The following is a 16285-nucleotide window of genomic DNA, read 5'->3' on the forward strand; positions in this document are numbered from 1 at the left end:
CTCGCAACGTAAGGATAGTCGCATGCTCAAGGCCTATGTAACGGCTGTCGGCAACGCTTCGCGCGGGCTCGCGATCGTCGCGACGGCTCTGGTCATCACGTCCATGCTGGTGATTTGCCAGATGATTGCGATGCGCTACGTGCTGCGCCAGCCGACGATCTGGCAGACGGATTTCGTCGTCTTCTCGGCGACGGCGGCAATGTTCCTCGGCGCACCATACGTGCTGCTGCGGGGCGGGCATGTCGGCGTCGATGTCGTCGAGATGATCGTCGGCGATCGTACCCGGGCAGTGTTGCGGGTTGTGGCGAGCCTGCTCGGCCTTCTCTTCTGCGTCATCATGCTGATTGCGACCTGGATCCAGTTCCACGACGCATGGGCGGGCAACTGGAAACATTCGAGCGTCTGGGCGCCGCCGCTGTGGGTGCCGCTTTCCACCCTGCCGGTCAGCTTTGCCATGCTGTGCCTGCAGTATGTCGCGCAACTCCTGACGCTCCTGACCGTTCTGCGCGCGCCTGTGACGAGCGGTCAGGATGGAGGGGACCGGAAGTCCGCAATCAATCCCCATTCACGGGAGATCACCCCATGAGCCCGACCGTCGCAGGACTGATGATCGTCGGCTGCCTTTTCGCGCTGCTGGCGACAGGCATGCCGATCGCGTTCGCTCTCGGGCTTGCAGCCTTCACGGCGCTTTATACGCAAAGTGGCGGCGCCATCTTCTACGTGCTCGGCGATACGATGTTTTCCGGCATCGCCAATCTCGCCTACGTATCCATCCCGATGTTTGTCCTTATGGGGGCGGCGGTCGCCTCGTCTCCGGCCGGGTCGGACCTATACACCTCGCTCGACCGGTGGCTGAACCGCATTCCGGGCGGGCTCATTCTCTCCAATATCGGAGCCTGTGCGATCTTTTCCGGCATGACGGGCTCCTCGCCTGCGACATGTGCCGCGATTGGCAAGATGGGCATTCCGGAAATGCTGCGGCGTGGATACCCGAGCTCAGTGGCGAGCGGCTCGATCGCCGCCGGAGGCACGCTCGGGATCCTCATTCCCCCGTCGGTGACGCTGATCGTCTACGGGATCGCGACCGAGACCTCCATCGGCCGCCTGTTCATGGCGGGCGTGATGCCGGGCATCCTGCTCACCCTCATGTTCATGGTCTGGGCCGTCATCGACTGCAAACGCAAAGGCTACGAATTCAGCGCACGTCTCGTTCGCTATTCGATGAAGGAAAGGCTCGCGGGCCTCCCGCGCATCCTGCCGTTCCTGCTGATCATCGCCGGAACGCTCTACGTGCTCTACGGCGGGATCGCCACGCCATCGGAAGCGGCCGGTGCCGGCGCGCTCCTGACATTGCTGGTGGTGATCGTCGCCTATCGTCTGTTCCGGTTCCGGTCGGTCGCCGGCATCTTCGGATCGGCGATGAAGGAAAGCGTCATGATCATGATGATCATGGCTGCCGCGGAGCTCTTCGCCTTCGCGCTCTCATCGCTCTTCATCACCCAGACTGTCGCCGCCGCCATCGCAGACATGGAGGTGAACCGCTGGGTACTGATGCTGGTCATCAACGTCTTCCTGTTGATCTGTGGCATGTTCCTGCCACCGGTCGCCGTGATCGTGATGACGGCACCGATGCTCTTCCCGATCGTCACCCAAGCGGGGTTCGACCCCTATTGGTTCGCGATCGTGCTGACGATCAACATGGAGGTCGGGCTGATTACCCCGCCGATCGGCCTCAACCTCTTCGTCATCAACGCCATCGCGCCTGATATCCGGACACGCGACATCCTCTGGGGCTCGCTGCCTTATGTGCTGGTCATGTTCCTGGCGATCCTCATCCTCTGCATCTTCCCGGGAATTGCGACCTGGTTGCCGAACCACATGCTGGGGACGATCCAATGAACACGACGTCATTCTTCAGCGACATGCTGCAGAGCATTACCGATCGCGGCCGACGACTATTGTCGCTCGGACCCGTTCAGGACGGCGACGCCGATGCGGTCGGCACCATGGAGGAGCTCTGCGAAACCCTGCTGTCCAGCCGGGGCGAGGCCTCCGGCATGGCGCTCGCGAAGAATATCCTCGACCGCTGGGAGGCGTTCGACCAGCAGAGACGGCGCGACTTCATGGCTGTGCTGCTCTCCCGCTTCGGGCCGAACATCGAGCGGCTCGAGCGGGCAATCGAGGCCTATCGCACCGACCCGAGTCCGAAGGCGTTGCTCGAACTGAGTGAAGCAGCGGAGCCACGCCGGCAGGAACTCGTCCGCAGGCTCAATCTCGCGCCGAACGGCACGGCCACGCTCGTCGGAATGCGGGAGATCCTGCTTGCCCTCAAGAACGACAATCCCGATCTAGAGGCGGTCGACGCGGATTTTGCCCATCTCTTCGGGTCATGGTTCAATCGCGGCTTCCTGGTGCTGCGGCCGATCAGCTGGTCGACACCGGCAGATATCCTGGAGAAAATCATCCGCTACGAAGCCGTCCATCATATCGGAGGCTGGGACGAATTGCGCCGGCGCCTGGCGCCGGAGGACCGCCGCTGCTTCGCTTTCTTCCATCCGCAACTGGTCGACGATCCCCTGATTTTCGTGGAGGTGGCGCTGACGCGGGAAATCCCGACCTCAATTGCCGATTTGTTGAAGGAAGACCGTGCGCCGATCCGTGCGGCGGACGCGACGACGGCGGTCTTCTATTCCATCTCGAACTGCCAGGAAGGACTGAGAGGAATTTCGTTCGGCAATTTCCTCATCAAACAGGTGGTCGAGGACCTGCGGCGCGAACTTCCCCGTCTCGACAGCTTCGCGACCCTGTCGCCGGTTCCAGGCTTTGCCGACTGGCTGTTGCGCGAACGCGCGGCGGAGACCTCCGACGCGCTCACGCCGACCGACCGCGCCGAACTCGCCGTGCTCGACGAGCCGGACTGGGCGGATCGGCCGGAGGCAGCGGCAGGTGTCCGCTCCGCCGTGACCGCGGCGGCGGCGTGGTATTTCCTCAGGGCCCGCAACCGCAACGGCAGGCCCCTCGATCCCGTCGCGCGCTTCCACCTCGGCAACGGCGCGCGGCTGGAGCGCATCAATTTCCTCGCGGATCGTTCCGGGCGGGCGATGCGGCAGGCCCATGGCGTCATGGTCAACTATCTCTACAAACTCGAGGACATCGAGACAAACCACGAGGCATTCGCAAGCCGCGGCGAGGTTGTCGCCGCGCCCGCCGTTCGGCGGCTCGTTCCGGCCGACAGAGGCCCCCGCGCCCCGGCAGCGGGCAGGCTCCCGGCGAAGGGCGAGCCGCACGACGCCGCAAGAAAGCAAGGCAGCAAGGAGTTCACCTCATGAGCAATCACCTGTTCGACGCGATCCGCCATGCCGCCCGTCCGGACGCCGTCTTCATTCTGACGGCGGACGGCCGCGCCCGGACCTACGGGGACATGCTGGCGCTTTCAGGCCGCATCGCGTCCGCGCTCGACGCCCTCGGGGTGCGGCCGGGCGACCGGGTTGCCGTGCAGGTGGAGAAGAGCCCGGAAGCGCTGATGCTCTATCTCGCCTGCCTTCGCGTCGGCGCGGTCTATCTTCCTCTCAACACTGCCTATACGCTTGCAGAACTCGACTACTTCATTGGTGACGCGGAGCCGCGGGTGGTGGTCTGCGCACCGGCGGCGAAGGACGGGATCGCGAAGCTCGCGGCCGGTCACGGCGCCCGTGTCGAGACGCTCGACGAGAAAGGCGGCGGCTCGCTGATGGCGCTCGCAAACGATGCGGCACCGGCTTTCACCGACGCGCATCGCGGGCCGGACGATCTTGCCGCCATCCTCTACACTTCGGGCACGACGGGGCGCTCCAAAGGCGCCATGCTGACGCATGACAACCTCCTGTCGAACGCCCTCACCCTTCGCGACTACTGGCGCTTTACCGCCGAAGACCGGCTCATTCATGCACTGCCAATCTTCCATACGCACGGCCTTTTCGTCGCCTCGAACATCACACTTCTTGCAGGCGCCTCGATGTACTTCCTGCCGAAGTTCGACACCGACGAGGTCCTGCGGCTCATGCCTCACGCCACAGCGATGATGGGCGTTCCGACCTTCTACGTGCGTCTGGTCCAGCACCCGGGACTGACCCACGAGGCGACGGCCAACATGCGTCTCTTCGTGTCTGGTTCGGCCCCACTGCTTGCCGAAACCCACAGAGCGTTCAAGGAGATGACCGGCCATGCCATCCTCGAACGCTACGGCATGACCGAGACCAACATGAACACGTCCAACCCCTATGACGGCGAGCGCATCGCCGGGACCGTAGGGTTCCCGCTGCCCGGCGTTTCGCTGCGCGTGACCGACCCCGAAAGCGGAAAGCCACTTCTCGATGGAGAGACCGGCATGATCGAGGTGAAAGGTCCCAACGTCTTCAAGGGTTACTGGCGGATGCCCGAGAAGACGCAGGCCGAGTTCCGCGCCGATGGCTTCTTCATCACCGGCGATCTCGGCAAGGTGGACGAACGAGGCTATGTGCATATCGTCGGCCGGGGCAAGGATCTCGTGATCTCCGGCGGCTACAACATCTATCCGAAGGAAGTCGAGAGCGAAATCGACCAGATGCCGGGCGTGGTCGAGACTGCCGTGATCGGTGTACCGCACCCGGATTTCGGCGAGGGCGTGACTGCGGTCGTCGTACGCAAAGCGGATGCGGCGATCGATGAACGCGCCATTCTCGACGGATTGAAGGACCGCCTCGCACGCTACAAGCAGCCAAAGCGCGTGATCTTCGTCGACGACCTGCCGCGCAACACGATGGGTAAAGTTCAAAAGAACGTACTTCGCGACAGATATGCTGGTCTTTATGTTCCGTCGGACGCACCGGCAGGAGCGTAGGCGTCCGGAAGCATCTTCTTCGCAATACTCGCCGGAATTGATCTATGCTTGCCGGAAGCGGCGCGATCTCGTTCGTGTTTCGCGACGGGGTTGCGGCCGTCAGTGCAGAGAACACCGCACGAGCCCAGGCGTTTTGGAGAACGAAGTCCCGACGGGACATTGAGAGCAGACGGCCAACGAAGATGCATGACAACCAGGACGAATAGCTCGCCCGCCGACCTGCAATCTCATCGACAGGTGCGATGTCAGGTTGCGACACCTGGGTCCTCGGCATGGGAGGGCGGCGCATGGATAAAAAAATGGGCCGGCGGAAACCGCGGCCCATGAGGTGTGGAGATCTTCAATCTCCAGAGGGGAACAGCTGTTGCGACGGCACTGGGAGGAAAACCGTCAAGTGCATCAGCTGCCTCCCTTATGATCATTTTTTGATCAGTTGGAAAACATTTATTGTGCAATGCTGCTATGCACATGCTGCAGTGGGAAACCCTCAGGCAGTGCCCTCCTCGAGGCCGTTCTGCTCGACAGATCTTCGGGCATGTGGCCAGGCGGAGTGATCCAGATCGAGATCAGGAAATGCCGCAGGCTGGAATACCGGCCGTGCCACGCCCGCCTTCAACTGCGAGCGAAAATCGTCAAGAACGCGCAAAGCCACGGGAAAGAGCATCATGATCGCCATCAAGTTGACGACGGCGAGCACGCCCATCAACGGGTCGGAGAAGAAGAACACCGCTGTTGCGCCCGGAGCCGTCGCCCCGAGGAAGACCACAACGACGACGGCAAGTCGCAGAGCATGCAAGGCTGCCGCCTGCGAGGTCATCACTTTCAGAGCAGTTTCGCCGAGGTAGTAGTTGTAGATGACAGAGCTGAAGGCGAAGAGCAGGACCGCGAAGGCCAGAAAGTATTGCGACCAGTTGCCGACCTGACTGACCAGTGATTGCTGGGTCAGCACAACGCCGTCGATGCCTTCCAACCCCGGCTGATAGACGGGGCTGAGCAGGATAATGAAGGCCGTGCACGAGCAGATGACGATCGTGTCGATGAAGACCGAGAGTGACTGGGTGATGCCCTGGCTGATCGGATGCCGAACATCGGCCGTCGCGGCGACATTGGGCGCGGAGCCCAGTCCGGCCTCGTTGGAGAACAGGCCGCGCCGGAGACCTTGGGCCAGCGCCGCTCCGAAACCGCCGCCAACGGCTTGCTCAAGGCCGAACGCGTTCGCGACGATGGACCAGATCACGCCCGGCAACGCGGTAATGTTCGACACGATTACCAGCAGTGCCAAGCCGATATAGATGAAGGCCATGATCGGTATGATCACGTCGGCGGCTTTGGCGATGCGGCGGATGCCACCATAGACGATGAAGCCGGTGATGATCGCAAGACCGATTCCGCTCCACAAACGATCGACGCCGAGGCTGTCTTTGACGGCGCCGGCAAAGGTGTTGCCCTGAAAGGCGTTGAAGCCGAACGCGAATGCCAGCATCAGGCAAACGGCGTAGACGATCGCCAGCCATTTGTACTTTACGCCCAGTCCATGAATGATGTAGCTGGCGGGCCCGCCGCGATAGGTTCCATCACCGTTTGACCGTTTGTAAAGCTGCGCAAGCGTCGACTCCACCAGACTCGTCGCCATGCCGATCAGTGCAATTGCCCACATCCAGAACACTGCACCCGGTCCGCCGAGCGTGATCGCGACCGCGACGCCAGCGATGTTGCCGCCGCCGACACGCCCGCCCACCGAAACCAGCAGCGCTTCGCGTGCACTGATGGCGTTCGGGTCACCAGTCTGGTTCTTGGAAAAGAGGACACGGAACATCCGGGTAAAGAATTCGATCTGGACGAATCCGCTCATCACTGTGATGAACAGGCCGAAAACGACGAGGATTGGAATCAATGCCCATCCCCAGGTGAGGTCTTCGATCAGTCCGAAGAAGTCGGTGATGACATTCATAGGCTGTATCCTCCCTGAAACACGTACGCACGGTTGATAGACACTTGCCCGCCACCTCTACCACCGACCAGCTGCTTGGCTAGATGCCTGACTCGACGAACGAGAAAGGAGAGGGGGTGACCGCGGCAAACAGCTGACGATTGTGACTGTGTTTGACCCGATTCGGGCGATATCTCAACCACCGGTTTTGGAACGTACACTATGTCGGAACAATCCGCCGTTGTCCCCGATCGGAATAGCGACGCTCTTCCGGCGGAGTGGTGAGGTGTCAATGTGAGAAAAGGCGTTCTCAAGAAAATACCTGTTCCCCCAACAGCAGCCGCGGTGCTCGCGTTCAATCAGCGCCGCCGAACACGCCGAGCAGCGGCAAGCGACCATGCGATGCTCGTTCACCAGCTGCGACTTGAGACGGAGGCCGACAAGAGACAGAGTACCACCGAATTTGGCCGGGTAATGACGACGTGCAGGCCGCGGTCAGCGGGTCGAACACCCTTGACCGCGGCACCACAATCAGGCGGCGACGGCGGACGCCGACGCTTCTTGCCGGTTCCGGTACCGGATCAGCTCCTCGATGGTGATGATGGGAAGGTCGTGAAGGCGGCAGAACTCCAGAAGTTCCGGCAACCGCGCCATGGTACCATCGTCATTCGCCACCTCGCAGATTACGCCGGAGGGTCGACGGCCGGTAAGGCGCGCAAGATCGACGGCGGCCTCCGTGTGGCCCGGACGACCGAGCACACCGCGGGGATGTGCCCTGAGGGGAAAGATATGGCCCGGCCGGGCGAAGTCTGCCGGTGCCGAAGTTTCGTCCATCAGCGCCCGCACGGTCGCGGCCCGATCGGCAGCGGAGATTCCGGTCGTCGTGCCGTGAATGTAGTCGACCGACACCGTGAACGCCGTTTTCAAGTATTCCGTGTTGTCGGGAACCATCAGCGGGATGTCGAGCGCGTCCAGGCGCTCACCCTCCATCGCGACGCAGATCAGTCCGCGAGCGTTTTTCATCATGAAGGCAATCACCTCGGATGTGATGGCGTCGGAGGCGATGATGATGTCGCCTTCGTTTTCGCGGTCTTCGTCGTCGACGACCACGACCATTCCGCCCCGCGCGAAGGTTTCCAATGCGTCTTCAATTTTCGAAAGTGTCATTTCAGTGCCTTTCAAGGGTCGCCGCATCAGCGGCCAAGCCACGACCTTCCGGTCGCCATCATCCCTTGGGCGAACACAGCTCCTGCCTCTCCCGCAGAGGGGAGCAGCTACAGCCGATGTTCTCTTCCATCCGGACTCTGACCGTCGGCTCCGGCATCGCACCGGATCTGCTGCCTTTCACCGAAGTGAAAGCGCTCGCGGGCTCCCGGCAACGCCGGATACCGCCGGTGGGGAATTTCGCCCCGCCCTGAGAACAGTATTTAGATAAGGGTAGTTAGGCTGTCCTTTCAAGCGGTAAAGCGCAACGAACGGCTATTCTTCGCGTGATGTCGCTGCGCTGCACATGAAAGTCGCGGGCGCAACAGGCGCGACGCGGTCGGCGAGGCGCCGGCACGAGATCGGCCATCCGCTGTCCCTCGCCGATCGCATCACCAGCAGCAAAATCCGCCGTCCACCAGGAGATCGCCGCCGGTCACGAAGCTTGCCGCGTCGGAAAGCAGGAAGACGGCCGGGCCCACCATCTCGTCGACGGTCGCCATGCGCTGCATCGGGGTCTGCTCCTCGAAGAGCTTCGTCTGGTGCACCATTTCCGGCCGCGTGTTCATCGGGGTCGCGGTATAGCCGGGGCTGATCGTGTTGACGCGGATGCCGCGCCCGACCCATTCCATGGCCATGGACTTCGACATGTGGATGACACCCGCCTTCGAAGCGTTGTAGTGGCACTGGTTCAGCCCACGATTGACGATCACGCCCGACATCGAGGCGATGTTGACGATCGATCCCCGTCCGTTCTTCAGCATCGCCCTGGCTTCCGCCTGGCAGGAGAGGAAGACACCCTTCAGGTTGATGTCCATCATCGTCTGGAACTGGCTTTCCTCCATCTCCTCCGCCGGATTGGCGTTGGCGATGCCGGCGGCATTGACCGCGAGCGTGAGGGGGCCGAGCTCGGCCTCGGTGCGGGCGACCGCGTCGTTGAGGGCAGAGGACTGGGTCACGTCGGTCGCAATCCGGATGCTACGGCGGCCCGTTCCGGCGATGAACTCCGCCGTCCGCGCCAGACCGTCGTCCGTCCGGCGGTCAAGCAGCGCGACGTCGGCGCCGCACTGGGCCAGTCCGATGGCGATACGTTGCCCGATACCGCTGCCCGCCCCCGTCACCAGCGCGACATTGCCGCCGAGGTCGAACAGTTTCGGTGCATTCAATGTGATGTCCGGCATGACATTCTTTCCTTCTTCAAATCGTTGCCAGTTCCATGACCGAGACGTCGTTCGCGTCCTTGCGATCCAGAATACCGGCCTGCTTGCCTTGCGCCATGACCATGATGCGATTGGAGACGCCCAGCACCTCTTCGAGGTCCGAGCTGACGACGATCACGGCCACGCCCTCGCGGGCGAGATCCATGATCATGTCGTAGATCGAAGAGCGCGCGCCGACATCGATGCCGCGGGTCGGCTCGTCCAGCACCACCACCCTCGGCTTTCGCGCGAGCCATTTCGCGAGCACGACCTTCTGCTGGTTGCCACCCGACAACTCGCCGGCGTCCTGCCTTCCACTGCCCTTGACGCCGAACTTGCGGATGTAGACGTCGGCGAACTGGCCGAGGCGACGCGAGGTCAGCCAGCCGCCGCGGGAGACTTCCTTCAAGTTGGCATAGCCGATGTTTTCCTGAATGGAATGTTCGAGCACCAGCCCCTGCAGCTTGCGGTCCTCCGGAACCAGGACGATGCCTTTCCTGATCGCTTCGCCGGGTGAGCGCGGCGTCACGACATCGCCGTCGAGGAGCACCTCACCGCTCGCGATCGGGTCTGCGCCGGTGACAGCACGGACGAGTTCGGTGCGCCCGGCACCGACGAGGCCCGCAATTCCGAAGACTTCGCCCCTCTTTACCGAGAAGCTGATGTTGCTGAAGGTCCGGGCCGGCGCGCAGAGATCGCGCACCTCCAGCATGACCTCGTCCTGCGGTACGGGAACCGCCGGGAACATCCGCTCCAGCGAGCGGCCGACCATGGCTTCGACGATGGTCCGGACGGGAACGTCGCCACTGTCGAATTCCTGGACCTTGGCGCCGTCGCGCATGACCACGATCCGGTCCGCGATCTGGCGAATTTCTTCCAGCCGGTGGGAAATATAAATGATGCCGACGCCGTCGGCCTTGAGGCGCTCGATCTGGCGAAACAGCAACTGTGTCTCTTCGCCGCCGAGAGCGGCCGTCGGCTCGTCGAGGATCAGAAGCTTCGCGTTGAGCGTCATCGCCTTGGCGATCTCGATCAGTTGCTGCTTGGCGGTCGAAAGACCTTCCACCAGACGGCGCGGGGATATGTCGAGCCCGAGGCGCTGCAGGCCTGCATGGGCACGTTCCTCCATCGCTTGCCGGTCCACGCGACCGCCCTTCATCAGGTAACGTCCGACGAAGACGTTCTCGGCGATCGACAGTTGTGGCAGGAGCTTCAGCTCCTGATGGATCATGCCGACGCCGGCGTCCATCGCGGCGCGGGGGTTGGCCGGGGCGTAAGGCGCCCCGAACCATGTCATGTCGCCGGCCGTTGCCTCGACGGCCCCGGAAATGATCCTCGACAGGGTCGACTTTCCGGCTCCGTTCTCGCCGAGCAACGCCACGACCTCCCCGGACCGGACATCGAGATCGATGCCGTGCAGCACTTCCATCGAGCCGTAGACCTTGCGGATCTTCCGGAGAGAAAGGATGGGTGCGGTGTCCTTGGCGGTCATGGCGCTATCTTCCGATCGGAATCAGGGATGCTCGGCAACGAACTTCGCAGCATTCTCCGGCGTCGTCAGGAAGCCCGGCAGCAGTTGCTCGGCCGGGAGCTTCTCGCCGGCTGCAAGCTTGATCGCGCTGTCGACTGCGAGGCGACCGATGCCGCGGACCTGCTGCGTCGCGGTGGCATCGAAGCCACCCTGAGCGAGGATCGGCAGAGCCGTCGTGTCGCCGTCGAAGCCGCCGATATAGACGCGCTGGGAGACGCCGGACACCTTGACCGCCTGGGCGGCGCCGAGAGCGAGACCGTCAGCCTGGGCGAAGATCAGCGAAACCTCGGGGTTTGCCTGGAGCAGGTTCTGGCCGATGTTCAGGCCCTCGGCCTGCGACCACTGCTCGCTCCACTGTTCGGCGACGAGCTCGACACCGGCATTCTCGCCGATCGCCTTCTGGCAGCCCTTCGTACGCTCGACTTCCGGCGTCGTGCCCTTCTGGCCGTGGATCATCAGCATCTTGCCCTTGCCGCCGGCAAGACCGATGATGTGCTTGCAGACTTCGTAGGCGGAGGTGGCGTTGTCGGTCGCGATGAAGGTGTCACCCGGCGCCTCGTCCGCATTGCGGTCGACGTTGACGACCGGAATGCCGGCTTCCTTGGCGAGGCGGGTCGGCACGGCCGCGGCCGCGGCACCCGCCGGGATGTAGATGAAGGCGTCGATGTCCTGGGTCAGCAGGTCCTGGACCTGGCTGACCTGGGTTGCGCTGTCGTTCTTGGCGTCGACGGTGATGACCTCGATGCCCTTCTCCTTGGCATAGGCTTCGACGCCGATCTTGATCTGGTTGAAGTAGTCCGCCTGCAGGTTCGAGACCGCAAGGCCGATCTTCTTCACCTCTTCGGCGGAAGCGCCGAGCGGGCTGAGCGTCGTGGTTGCCAATGCAGCGGCAGCCAGAAGGACTGTCTTGAATTTCATGGTTGATCTCCTCCGTTGATTCCCGGCACCCGCCACCATCGCAGGGCCGATCTTTGTGCCTGGCGTCACGCCCGGCGGTAAACTGGCGGCACGGCCGCCAGGCTTTGGCACTGGACCAAATCTCATTTTCGCTTGAGCGCCTCCGCGGCGACGGCGAGCGCGATGACCACGCCGATCACGACGGCCTGGGTGAAGGGAGAAACCCCGAGCAGATTGAGGCCGTTGCGCAGCACCCCGATGATCAGCACGCCGATGATGGTGCCGAAGATGCCTCCCTTGCCGCCGCTGAGGCTCGTGCCGCCGATGACGACGGCCGCGATCGTGTCGAGCTCGTAGGTAACGCCGGCCGTCGGCTGCACCGAGTCGAGGCGCATCGCCAGCACGACGCCCGCAAGCCCGGCAAGCAGACCCGAAACGACATAGACCCCGACCGTGTAAAGATTGACGTTGATGCCGGCGAGGCGTGCGACCTCCTGGTTACCACCGATGGCATAGAGCGAACGGCCGCCGGATGTGTAGCGCAGGTAGAGCCAGCCGAGCACGAAGACGACCAGCATGATGGCGACCGTCAGCGTGAGAAACCCGCCGAAACGCGTGTAGGCGAGAAGACTGAACCAGGAAGGAAAGCCGACGATCTGCTGGCCGTCGGTAATCATGTTGGCGAGACCCCGCGCAACCGACATCATCGCAAGCGTCGCAATGAAGGCAGGCACCCTGAAGGCGGTGATCAGCAACCCCGAGATCGCTCCGGTCACCGCCGCCACAGCCAAGGCAATCAGAATGCCGAGGATCAGGGGAATGCCAAGCTGATTGGCGAGATAGCCCATGACCATCATCGTCAGAGCAAGAACCGAACCAACCGCAAGATCGATGCCGCCGATCAGGATCACCAGCGTCATGCCGACCGCCATGATCCCGAGAACCGTGATCTGGTCGAGGATGTTGAGGAGGTTGCGAACAGACATGAACTTGTCCGTCGCAAACGACAGGAAGACGCAGAGCAGAATGAGGCCGACCAGCGGGCCCGTCGCCCCTTTCAGGACGGAGAGCACCCGGAGACCTGCGTTTCGATTTTGATCCGTCGCGGATGCGAGCATCCAGTCCTCCCAACTCCACCCGTCATCGCCTTCCTCGGCAGTGGTGGCATAAATATTCAATGTCGTGTGGAAATTCGTAGCTGATCGACAAGCCGCCTGTCAACCGACTTATTGACACGCTCAGTTGGGATTTTTCTATTGCCATGGCTTGACACAACCGCCCATCGTGCAATTATATCGCTAATCGCATATTTATTCATCATGAGGGATTCATGCAGCCGAACGATCTCGATCGTATCGCCCGACAAATACGTCTTCGCGATGTCCAGGCGGTCTATGAGGCAGGAGCCGGGCATATCGGCGGCGAAATGTCCGCAATCGACATACTGACGGCGCTCTACTTTCAGGTGCTGCGCATCTGGCCGGACCAGCCGAAGCACCCCGATCGCGACCGGTTCATTCTGTCCAAGGGTCACGTTGCGCTTGCCTTGTACGTCACGCTCGCCAAACGCGGTTTCCTGCCGGAAGAAGAGATCAGCACCTTCCTGAAACCGCATTCACGGCTGAACGGGCACCCGAACTGCAACAAGGTTCCGGGCATCGAAACCAATACCGGTCCTCTCGGCCACGGGCTTCCCGTCGGCGTCGGCATAGCCAAGGCTGCCAAGCTGACTGGCGCCGGCTATCACACCTACGTTCTGACTGGTGACGGCGAGATGCAGGAAGGATCGAACTGGGAGGCGATATCGTCCGCAGCCCAGTTCGGTCTCGACAATCTCACCCTGATCGTCGACCACAACCGTTTCCAGCAGGGCGCAGCGCTCAAGGACACGAACGACCTTGCGCCCTTCCCGCCCAAGCTCGAAGCCTTCGGGTGGGATGTGACCGAGATCGACGGCAACGACATCGGCGAAATCGTCCCCGCGCTGCAGCGAAGGGGAACACGCCCGCACTGCATCGTCGCCCACACCAATAAAGGCCACGGGATCTCCTTCATGCAAGACAAGGTCGACTGGCACCACAAGGTGCCGAATGCTGAACAGTACAAGATCGCGCTCGCCGAACTCTCGGAGGCCCTGTGATGAACGCCGTGACGGTTTCCCCCAAACTCCACGATTGTCGCGACGCCTTCGTTGCCGTGCTGGAAAGGCTCGGGGCGGAAAATCCGAAAGTCGTTGCCGTCTGCAACGACTCGGTCGGCTCATCGAAGCTCGGCGGCTTCAAGTCCAAATGGCCGGAACGCCTGGTGAATGTGGGCATTGCCGAACAGAACATGGTGGGCGTCGGCGCCGGTCTTGCAAACGGTGGCCTTCTGCCTTTCGTCTGCGGGGCGTCCTGCTTCCTCACAGGCCGCTCGCTGGAGCAGATCAAGGCCGACATCGCCTATTCGAACGCTAACGTGAAGCTCGTCGGCATCTCGTCTGGCATGGCTTACGGCGAACTCGGCCCGACGCATCACTCTATCGAGGACTTCGCCTGGACGCGCGTTCTGCCGAACCTGCCGGTGATCGCCCCCTGTGACTCGATCGAGACAGCGGCTGCCGTGGAATGGGCCGCAGCCTACGAGGGTCCCGTCTTCCTGCGCCTGTCGCGCGTCGGGGTCCCCGACCTCCTGGCACCGGGCCACCAATTCGAGCTCGGCAAGGCCAATCTCTTGCGCGACGGCGATGACCTGACGCTGATTGCCAATGGCACCCTCACCCACCGCATGATGAAGGCTGCGGACATCCTGGCGGCCGAGGGAATCGAGGCACGCGTGCTCAACATGGCGACGGTGCGCCCCATCGATGTCGCGGCGGTCGTCGCTGCAGCTCGGGAAACCGGCGCCATCGTCACGGCCGAGGAACATTCGACCTTCGGCGGGCTCGGCTCGGCAATCGCCGAGGTCGTCGTCGCCGAGACGCCGGTGCCGATGAAGATTCTCGGCGTGCCTGGGATCTTTGCACCCACGGGCTCCGCCGAATTCCTCCTCGACGAGTTCGGTATGTCTCCTGCCGGGATCGTGGACGCGGCAAAGACCCTGATCGCACGGAAGTCTTCACGCATCTGACGATGCGCGTCTAAAATCCGTGCCGGGCGCGGCAGCCCCCTCTTGCCGCGCCCACCAACGTCCGACTGTGGAGCCGACATGATCACCGCCATCCTCGCCATCGACCAAGGCACCACGAATTCAAAGGCCGTGCTCGTCTCGACTGAAGGGGAAATTCTGGCGCGCGGGTCCGCGCCCGTCGGGATCTCGCACCCGCAGCCCGGCTGGGTCGAACAGGACCCCTTGCGGATCTGGCAGTCGGTGCAGGAAGCGATTGCCGAATGCCTCGACGCCGGACCTCCGGTCGATGTCCTCGGCATCGCGATCTCCAACCAGCGGGAATCCGTCACCATCTGGGATGCCGAGAGCGGCAAGCCGCTCGGGCCCGTGGTCAGCTGGCAATGCCGCCGCAGCGCACCGGTCTGCGCCGACCTGAACGCAGCCGGGCATTCGTCCCGCGTCCAGGCGCTCACGGGCCTCCCGATCGACCCGATGTTTCCCGGCCCGAAGATGAAGTGGCTGCTCGACCGCGCTCCGTCCAGCCGGACGATCCGGCTCGGAACGGTCGACGCATGGCTGATCCATTGCCTGACGGACGGCGCCACGCATGCCTGCGATGCGTCCAATGCCGCGCGCAGCCAGCTCTACGATCTCAATCGCCGCACCTGGAGCGATGAGCTCTGCGACCTCTTCGGCGTGCCAAAAGCGGCCCTGCCGGAAGTGCACGACAGTGCCTCCGACTTCGGCGCGACGCGCAACGTGCCGGGCCTGCGCGACGGCATTCCGATCGCAGCAGCTGTCGGCGACAGCCATGCCGCGCTCTTCGGCCACGGGGCCTTCAGCCCCGGCGACGGGAAGGTCACCTTCGGGACCGGCTCGTCGATCATGACGACGCTGCCCCGCTTCATTGCGCCGGAGCACGGCATCACGACGACGATCGCCTGGTCGATCAACGGCGTGCCGACTTACGCTTTCGAGGGCAATATCCTGGTTTCGGCGTCTGCCCTGCCGTGGATGGCTGAAATCCTCGGCCTTCCCGACGTCCAGGCGCTCGTCGATCTCGCGGCGACGGCGGCACCGGGTGGCCCCGGTTTCGTCCCGGCCTTCGTCGGACTCGGCGCGCCCTACTGGCAGGCCGACGCCCGTGCGCTCTTTGCGGGGATTACGTTCAACACGACGCGCGCCCAGATGGCGCGCGCGGTAACGGACTCGATGGCGTTTCAGGTGCATGACGTGTTCAAGGCCATGTCGGCGCAGTCGCCCGCCCCCCTCGGCCGCCTCTATGCGGATGGCGGCCCCAGCAAGAACACCTTCCTCATGCAGTGCGTGGCAGATACGCTCGACCACGCCGTCATCCAGAGTGATGCACCGGAGGCGTCGGCGCTCGGAGCCGCGTATCTGGCGGGTCTTTCTCTCGGCGTCTGGTCCGATCTCGACGCCGTCGCCGCGCTGCCGCGCAGCCGAACCACCCTTCTTCCGCTCGCCTCCGACGCCTCGGTGCGGCTTCGGGTATGGCAGGATGCAATCTTCCGCTCGACCGTTCCCGTGACTTCAACTATGGGTGAATAAAAATTCACCCC

The 16285-nt window shown here is 63.0% G+C and carries 13 protein-coding genes and 1 riboswitch; of the genes, 7 read left to right on the plus strand and 6 right to left on the minus strand.

The window, feature by feature from the left end:
- The first annotated feature begins 22 nt into the window (after window positions 1–22).
- From EUU22_RS24540 to EUU22_RS24555, 4 genes are read left to right on the plus strand one after another with little or no spacing between them, the layout of a single operon-like run.
- Window positions 23–586: a TRAP transporter small permease subunit gene (locus EUU22_RS24540; RefSeq protein ID WP_129334581.1), complete on the plus strand. Its 564-nt coding sequence runs from the start codon at window positions 23–25 to the stop codon at window positions 584–586.
- Window positions 583–1899, plus strand: coding sequence for a TRAP transporter large permease (locus EUU22_RS24545; protein WP_129334582.1), 1317 nt, complete (start codon window positions 583–585; stop codon window positions 1897–1899). Before EUU22_RS24540 ends, EUU22_RS24545 begins: the two co-directional genes overlap by 4 nt.
- Window positions 1896–3329 (plus strand): malonyl-CoA decarboxylase, encoded by a 1434-nt coding sequence (locus tag EUU22_RS24550; protein ID WP_129334583.1) that lies wholly within the window; start codon window positions 1896–1898, stop codon window positions 3327–3329. Before EUU22_RS24545 ends, EUU22_RS24550 begins: the two co-directional genes overlap by 4 nt.
- On the plus strand, window positions 3326–4858 hold the full coding sequence (locus tag EUU22_RS24555) for a malonate--CoA ligase (protein WP_129334584.1): 1533 nt from the start codon (window positions 3326–3328) through the stop codon (window positions 4856–4858). Before EUU22_RS24550 ends, EUU22_RS24555 begins: the two co-directional genes overlap by 4 nt.
- A 487-nt stretch (window positions 4859–5345) precedes the next feature.
- Here EUU22_RS24555 and EUU22_RS24560 read toward each other — a convergent pair whose 3' ends face one another.
- The 6 genes from EUU22_RS24560 to EUU22_RS24585 form a co-directional block, all read right to left on the minus strand.
- A complete protein-coding gene (locus tag EUU22_RS24560; protein WP_129334585.1) occupies window positions 5346–6809 on the minus strand; it encodes an alanine/glycine:cation symporter family protein in 1464 nt (487 codons plus the stop codon).
- Window positions 6810–7319: 510 nt separating this feature from the next.
- Entirely contained in the window at window positions 7320–7955 is a 636-nt protein-coding gene (gene ribB, locus EUU22_RS24565; protein ID WP_129334586.1) for a 3,4-dihydroxy-2-butanone-4-phosphate synthase, read from the minus strand.
- 114 nt (window positions 7956–8069) lie between these two features.
- Window positions 8070–8214, minus strand: a riboswitch (FMN riboswitch).
- A gap of 169 nt (window positions 8215–8383) precedes the next feature.
- Window positions 8384–9172, minus strand: coding sequence for an SDR family oxidoreductase (locus tag EUU22_RS24570; RefSeq protein ID WP_129334587.1), 789 nt, complete (start codon window positions 9170–9172; stop codon window positions 8384–8386).
- A gap of 16 nt (window positions 9173–9188) precedes the next feature.
- Complete coding sequence (locus EUU22_RS24575; RefSeq protein ID WP_129334588.1) at window positions 9189–10682, minus strand: sugar ABC transporter ATP-binding protein; 1494 nt, start codon at window positions 10680–10682, stop codon at window positions 9189–9191.
- A gap of 21 nt (window positions 10683–10703) precedes the next feature.
- Window positions 10704–11639: a substrate-binding domain-containing protein gene (locus EUU22_RS24580; RefSeq protein ID WP_129334589.1), complete on the minus strand. Its 936-nt coding sequence runs from the start codon at window positions 11637–11639 to the stop codon at window positions 10704–10706.
- A 122-nt stretch (window positions 11640–11761) separates the two neighbouring features.
- A complete protein-coding gene (locus EUU22_RS24585; RefSeq protein ID WP_129334634.1) occupies window positions 11762–12736 on the minus strand; it encodes an ABC transporter permease in 975 nt (324 codons plus the stop codon).
- Between the two features lie 212 nt (window positions 12737–12948).
- Between EUU22_RS24585 and EUU22_RS24590 the strand changes: the two genes are divergently transcribed.
- The 3 genes from EUU22_RS24590 to EUU22_RS24600 all read left to right on the plus strand — a co-directional run bounded on the left by EUU22_RS24590 (window position 12949) and on the right by EUU22_RS24600 (window position 16274).
- A complete protein-coding gene (locus tag EUU22_RS24590) occupies window positions 12949–13758 on the plus strand; it encodes a transketolase (protein ID WP_165351295.1) in 810 nt (269 codons plus the stop codon).
- Window positions 13758–14726, plus strand: coding sequence for a transketolase family protein (locus tag EUU22_RS24595; RefSeq protein ID WP_129334591.1), 969 nt, complete (start codon window positions 13758–13760; stop codon window positions 14724–14726). The genes EUU22_RS24590 and EUU22_RS24595 overlap by 1 nt, the downstream gene beginning before the upstream one ends.
- Window positions 14727–14804: 78 nt before the next feature.
- On the plus strand, window positions 14805–16274 hold the full coding sequence (locus EUU22_RS24600; RefSeq protein WP_129334592.1) for an FGGY family carbohydrate kinase: 1470 nt from the start codon (window positions 14805–14807) through the stop codon (window positions 16272–16274).
- The last annotated feature ends 11 nt before the right edge of the window (window positions 16275–16285 follow it).

It is taken from the genome of Ciceribacter ferrooxidans (assembly GCF_004137355.1).
GTDB classification, from domain to species: Bacteria; Pseudomonadota; Alphaproteobacteria; order Rhizobiales; family Rhizobiaceae; genus Allorhizobium; species Allorhizobium ferrooxidans.

What these genes read in the sequence shown, in the direction of transcription:
- EUU22_RS24540 (WP_129334581.1), top strand. Translation starts at nt 23, where the DNA reads ATGCTCAAGGCCTATGTAACGGCTGTCGGCAACGCTTCGCGCGGGCTC.
- EUU22_RS24545 (WP_129334582.1), top strand. Translation starts at nt 583, where the DNA reads ATGAGCCCGACCGTCGCAGGACTGATGATCGTCGGCTGCCTTTTCGCG.
- EUU22_RS24550 (WP_129334583.1), top strand. Translation starts at nt 1,896, where the DNA reads ATGAACACGACGTCATTCTTCAGCGACATGCTGCAGAGCATTACCGAT.
- EUU22_RS24555 (WP_129334584.1), top strand. Translation starts at nt 3,326, where the DNA reads ATGAGCAATCACCTGTTCGACGCGATCCGCCATGCCGCCCGTCCGGAC.
- EUU22_RS24560 (WP_129334585.1), bottom strand. Translation starts at nt 6,809, where the DNA reads ATGAATGTCATCACCGACTTCTTCGGACTGATCGAAGACCTCACCTGG.
- ribB (WP_129334586.1), bottom strand. Translation starts at nt 7,955, where the DNA reads ATGACACTTTCGAAAATTGAAGACGCATTGGAAACCTTCGCGCGGGGC.
- EUU22_RS24570 (WP_129334587.1), bottom strand. Translation starts at nt 9,172, where the DNA reads ATGCCGGACATCACATTGAATGCACCGAAACTGTTCGACCTCGGCGGC.
- EUU22_RS24575 (WP_129334588.1), bottom strand. Translation starts at nt 10,682, where the DNA reads ATGACCGCCAAGGACACCGCACCCATCCTTTCTCTCCGGAAGATCCGC.
- EUU22_RS24580 (WP_129334589.1), bottom strand. Translation starts at nt 11,639, where the DNA reads ATGAAATTCAAGACAGTCCTTCTGGCTGCCGCTGCATTGGCAACCACG.
- EUU22_RS24585 (WP_129334634.1), bottom strand. Translation starts at nt 12,736, where the DNA reads ATGCTCGCATCCGCGACGGATCAAAATCGAAACGCAGGTCTCCGGGTG.
- EUU22_RS24590 (WP_165351295.1), top strand. Translation starts at nt 12,949, where the DNA reads ATGCAGCCGAACGATCTCGATCGTATCGCCCGACAAATACGTCTTCGC.
- EUU22_RS24595 (WP_129334591.1), top strand. Translation starts at nt 13,758, where the DNA reads ATGAACGCCGTGACGGTTTCCCCCAAACTCCACGATTGTCGCGACGCC.
- EUU22_RS24600 (WP_129334592.1), top strand. Translation starts at nt 14,805, where the DNA reads ATGATCACCGCCATCCTCGCCATCGACCAAGGCACCACGAATTCAAAG.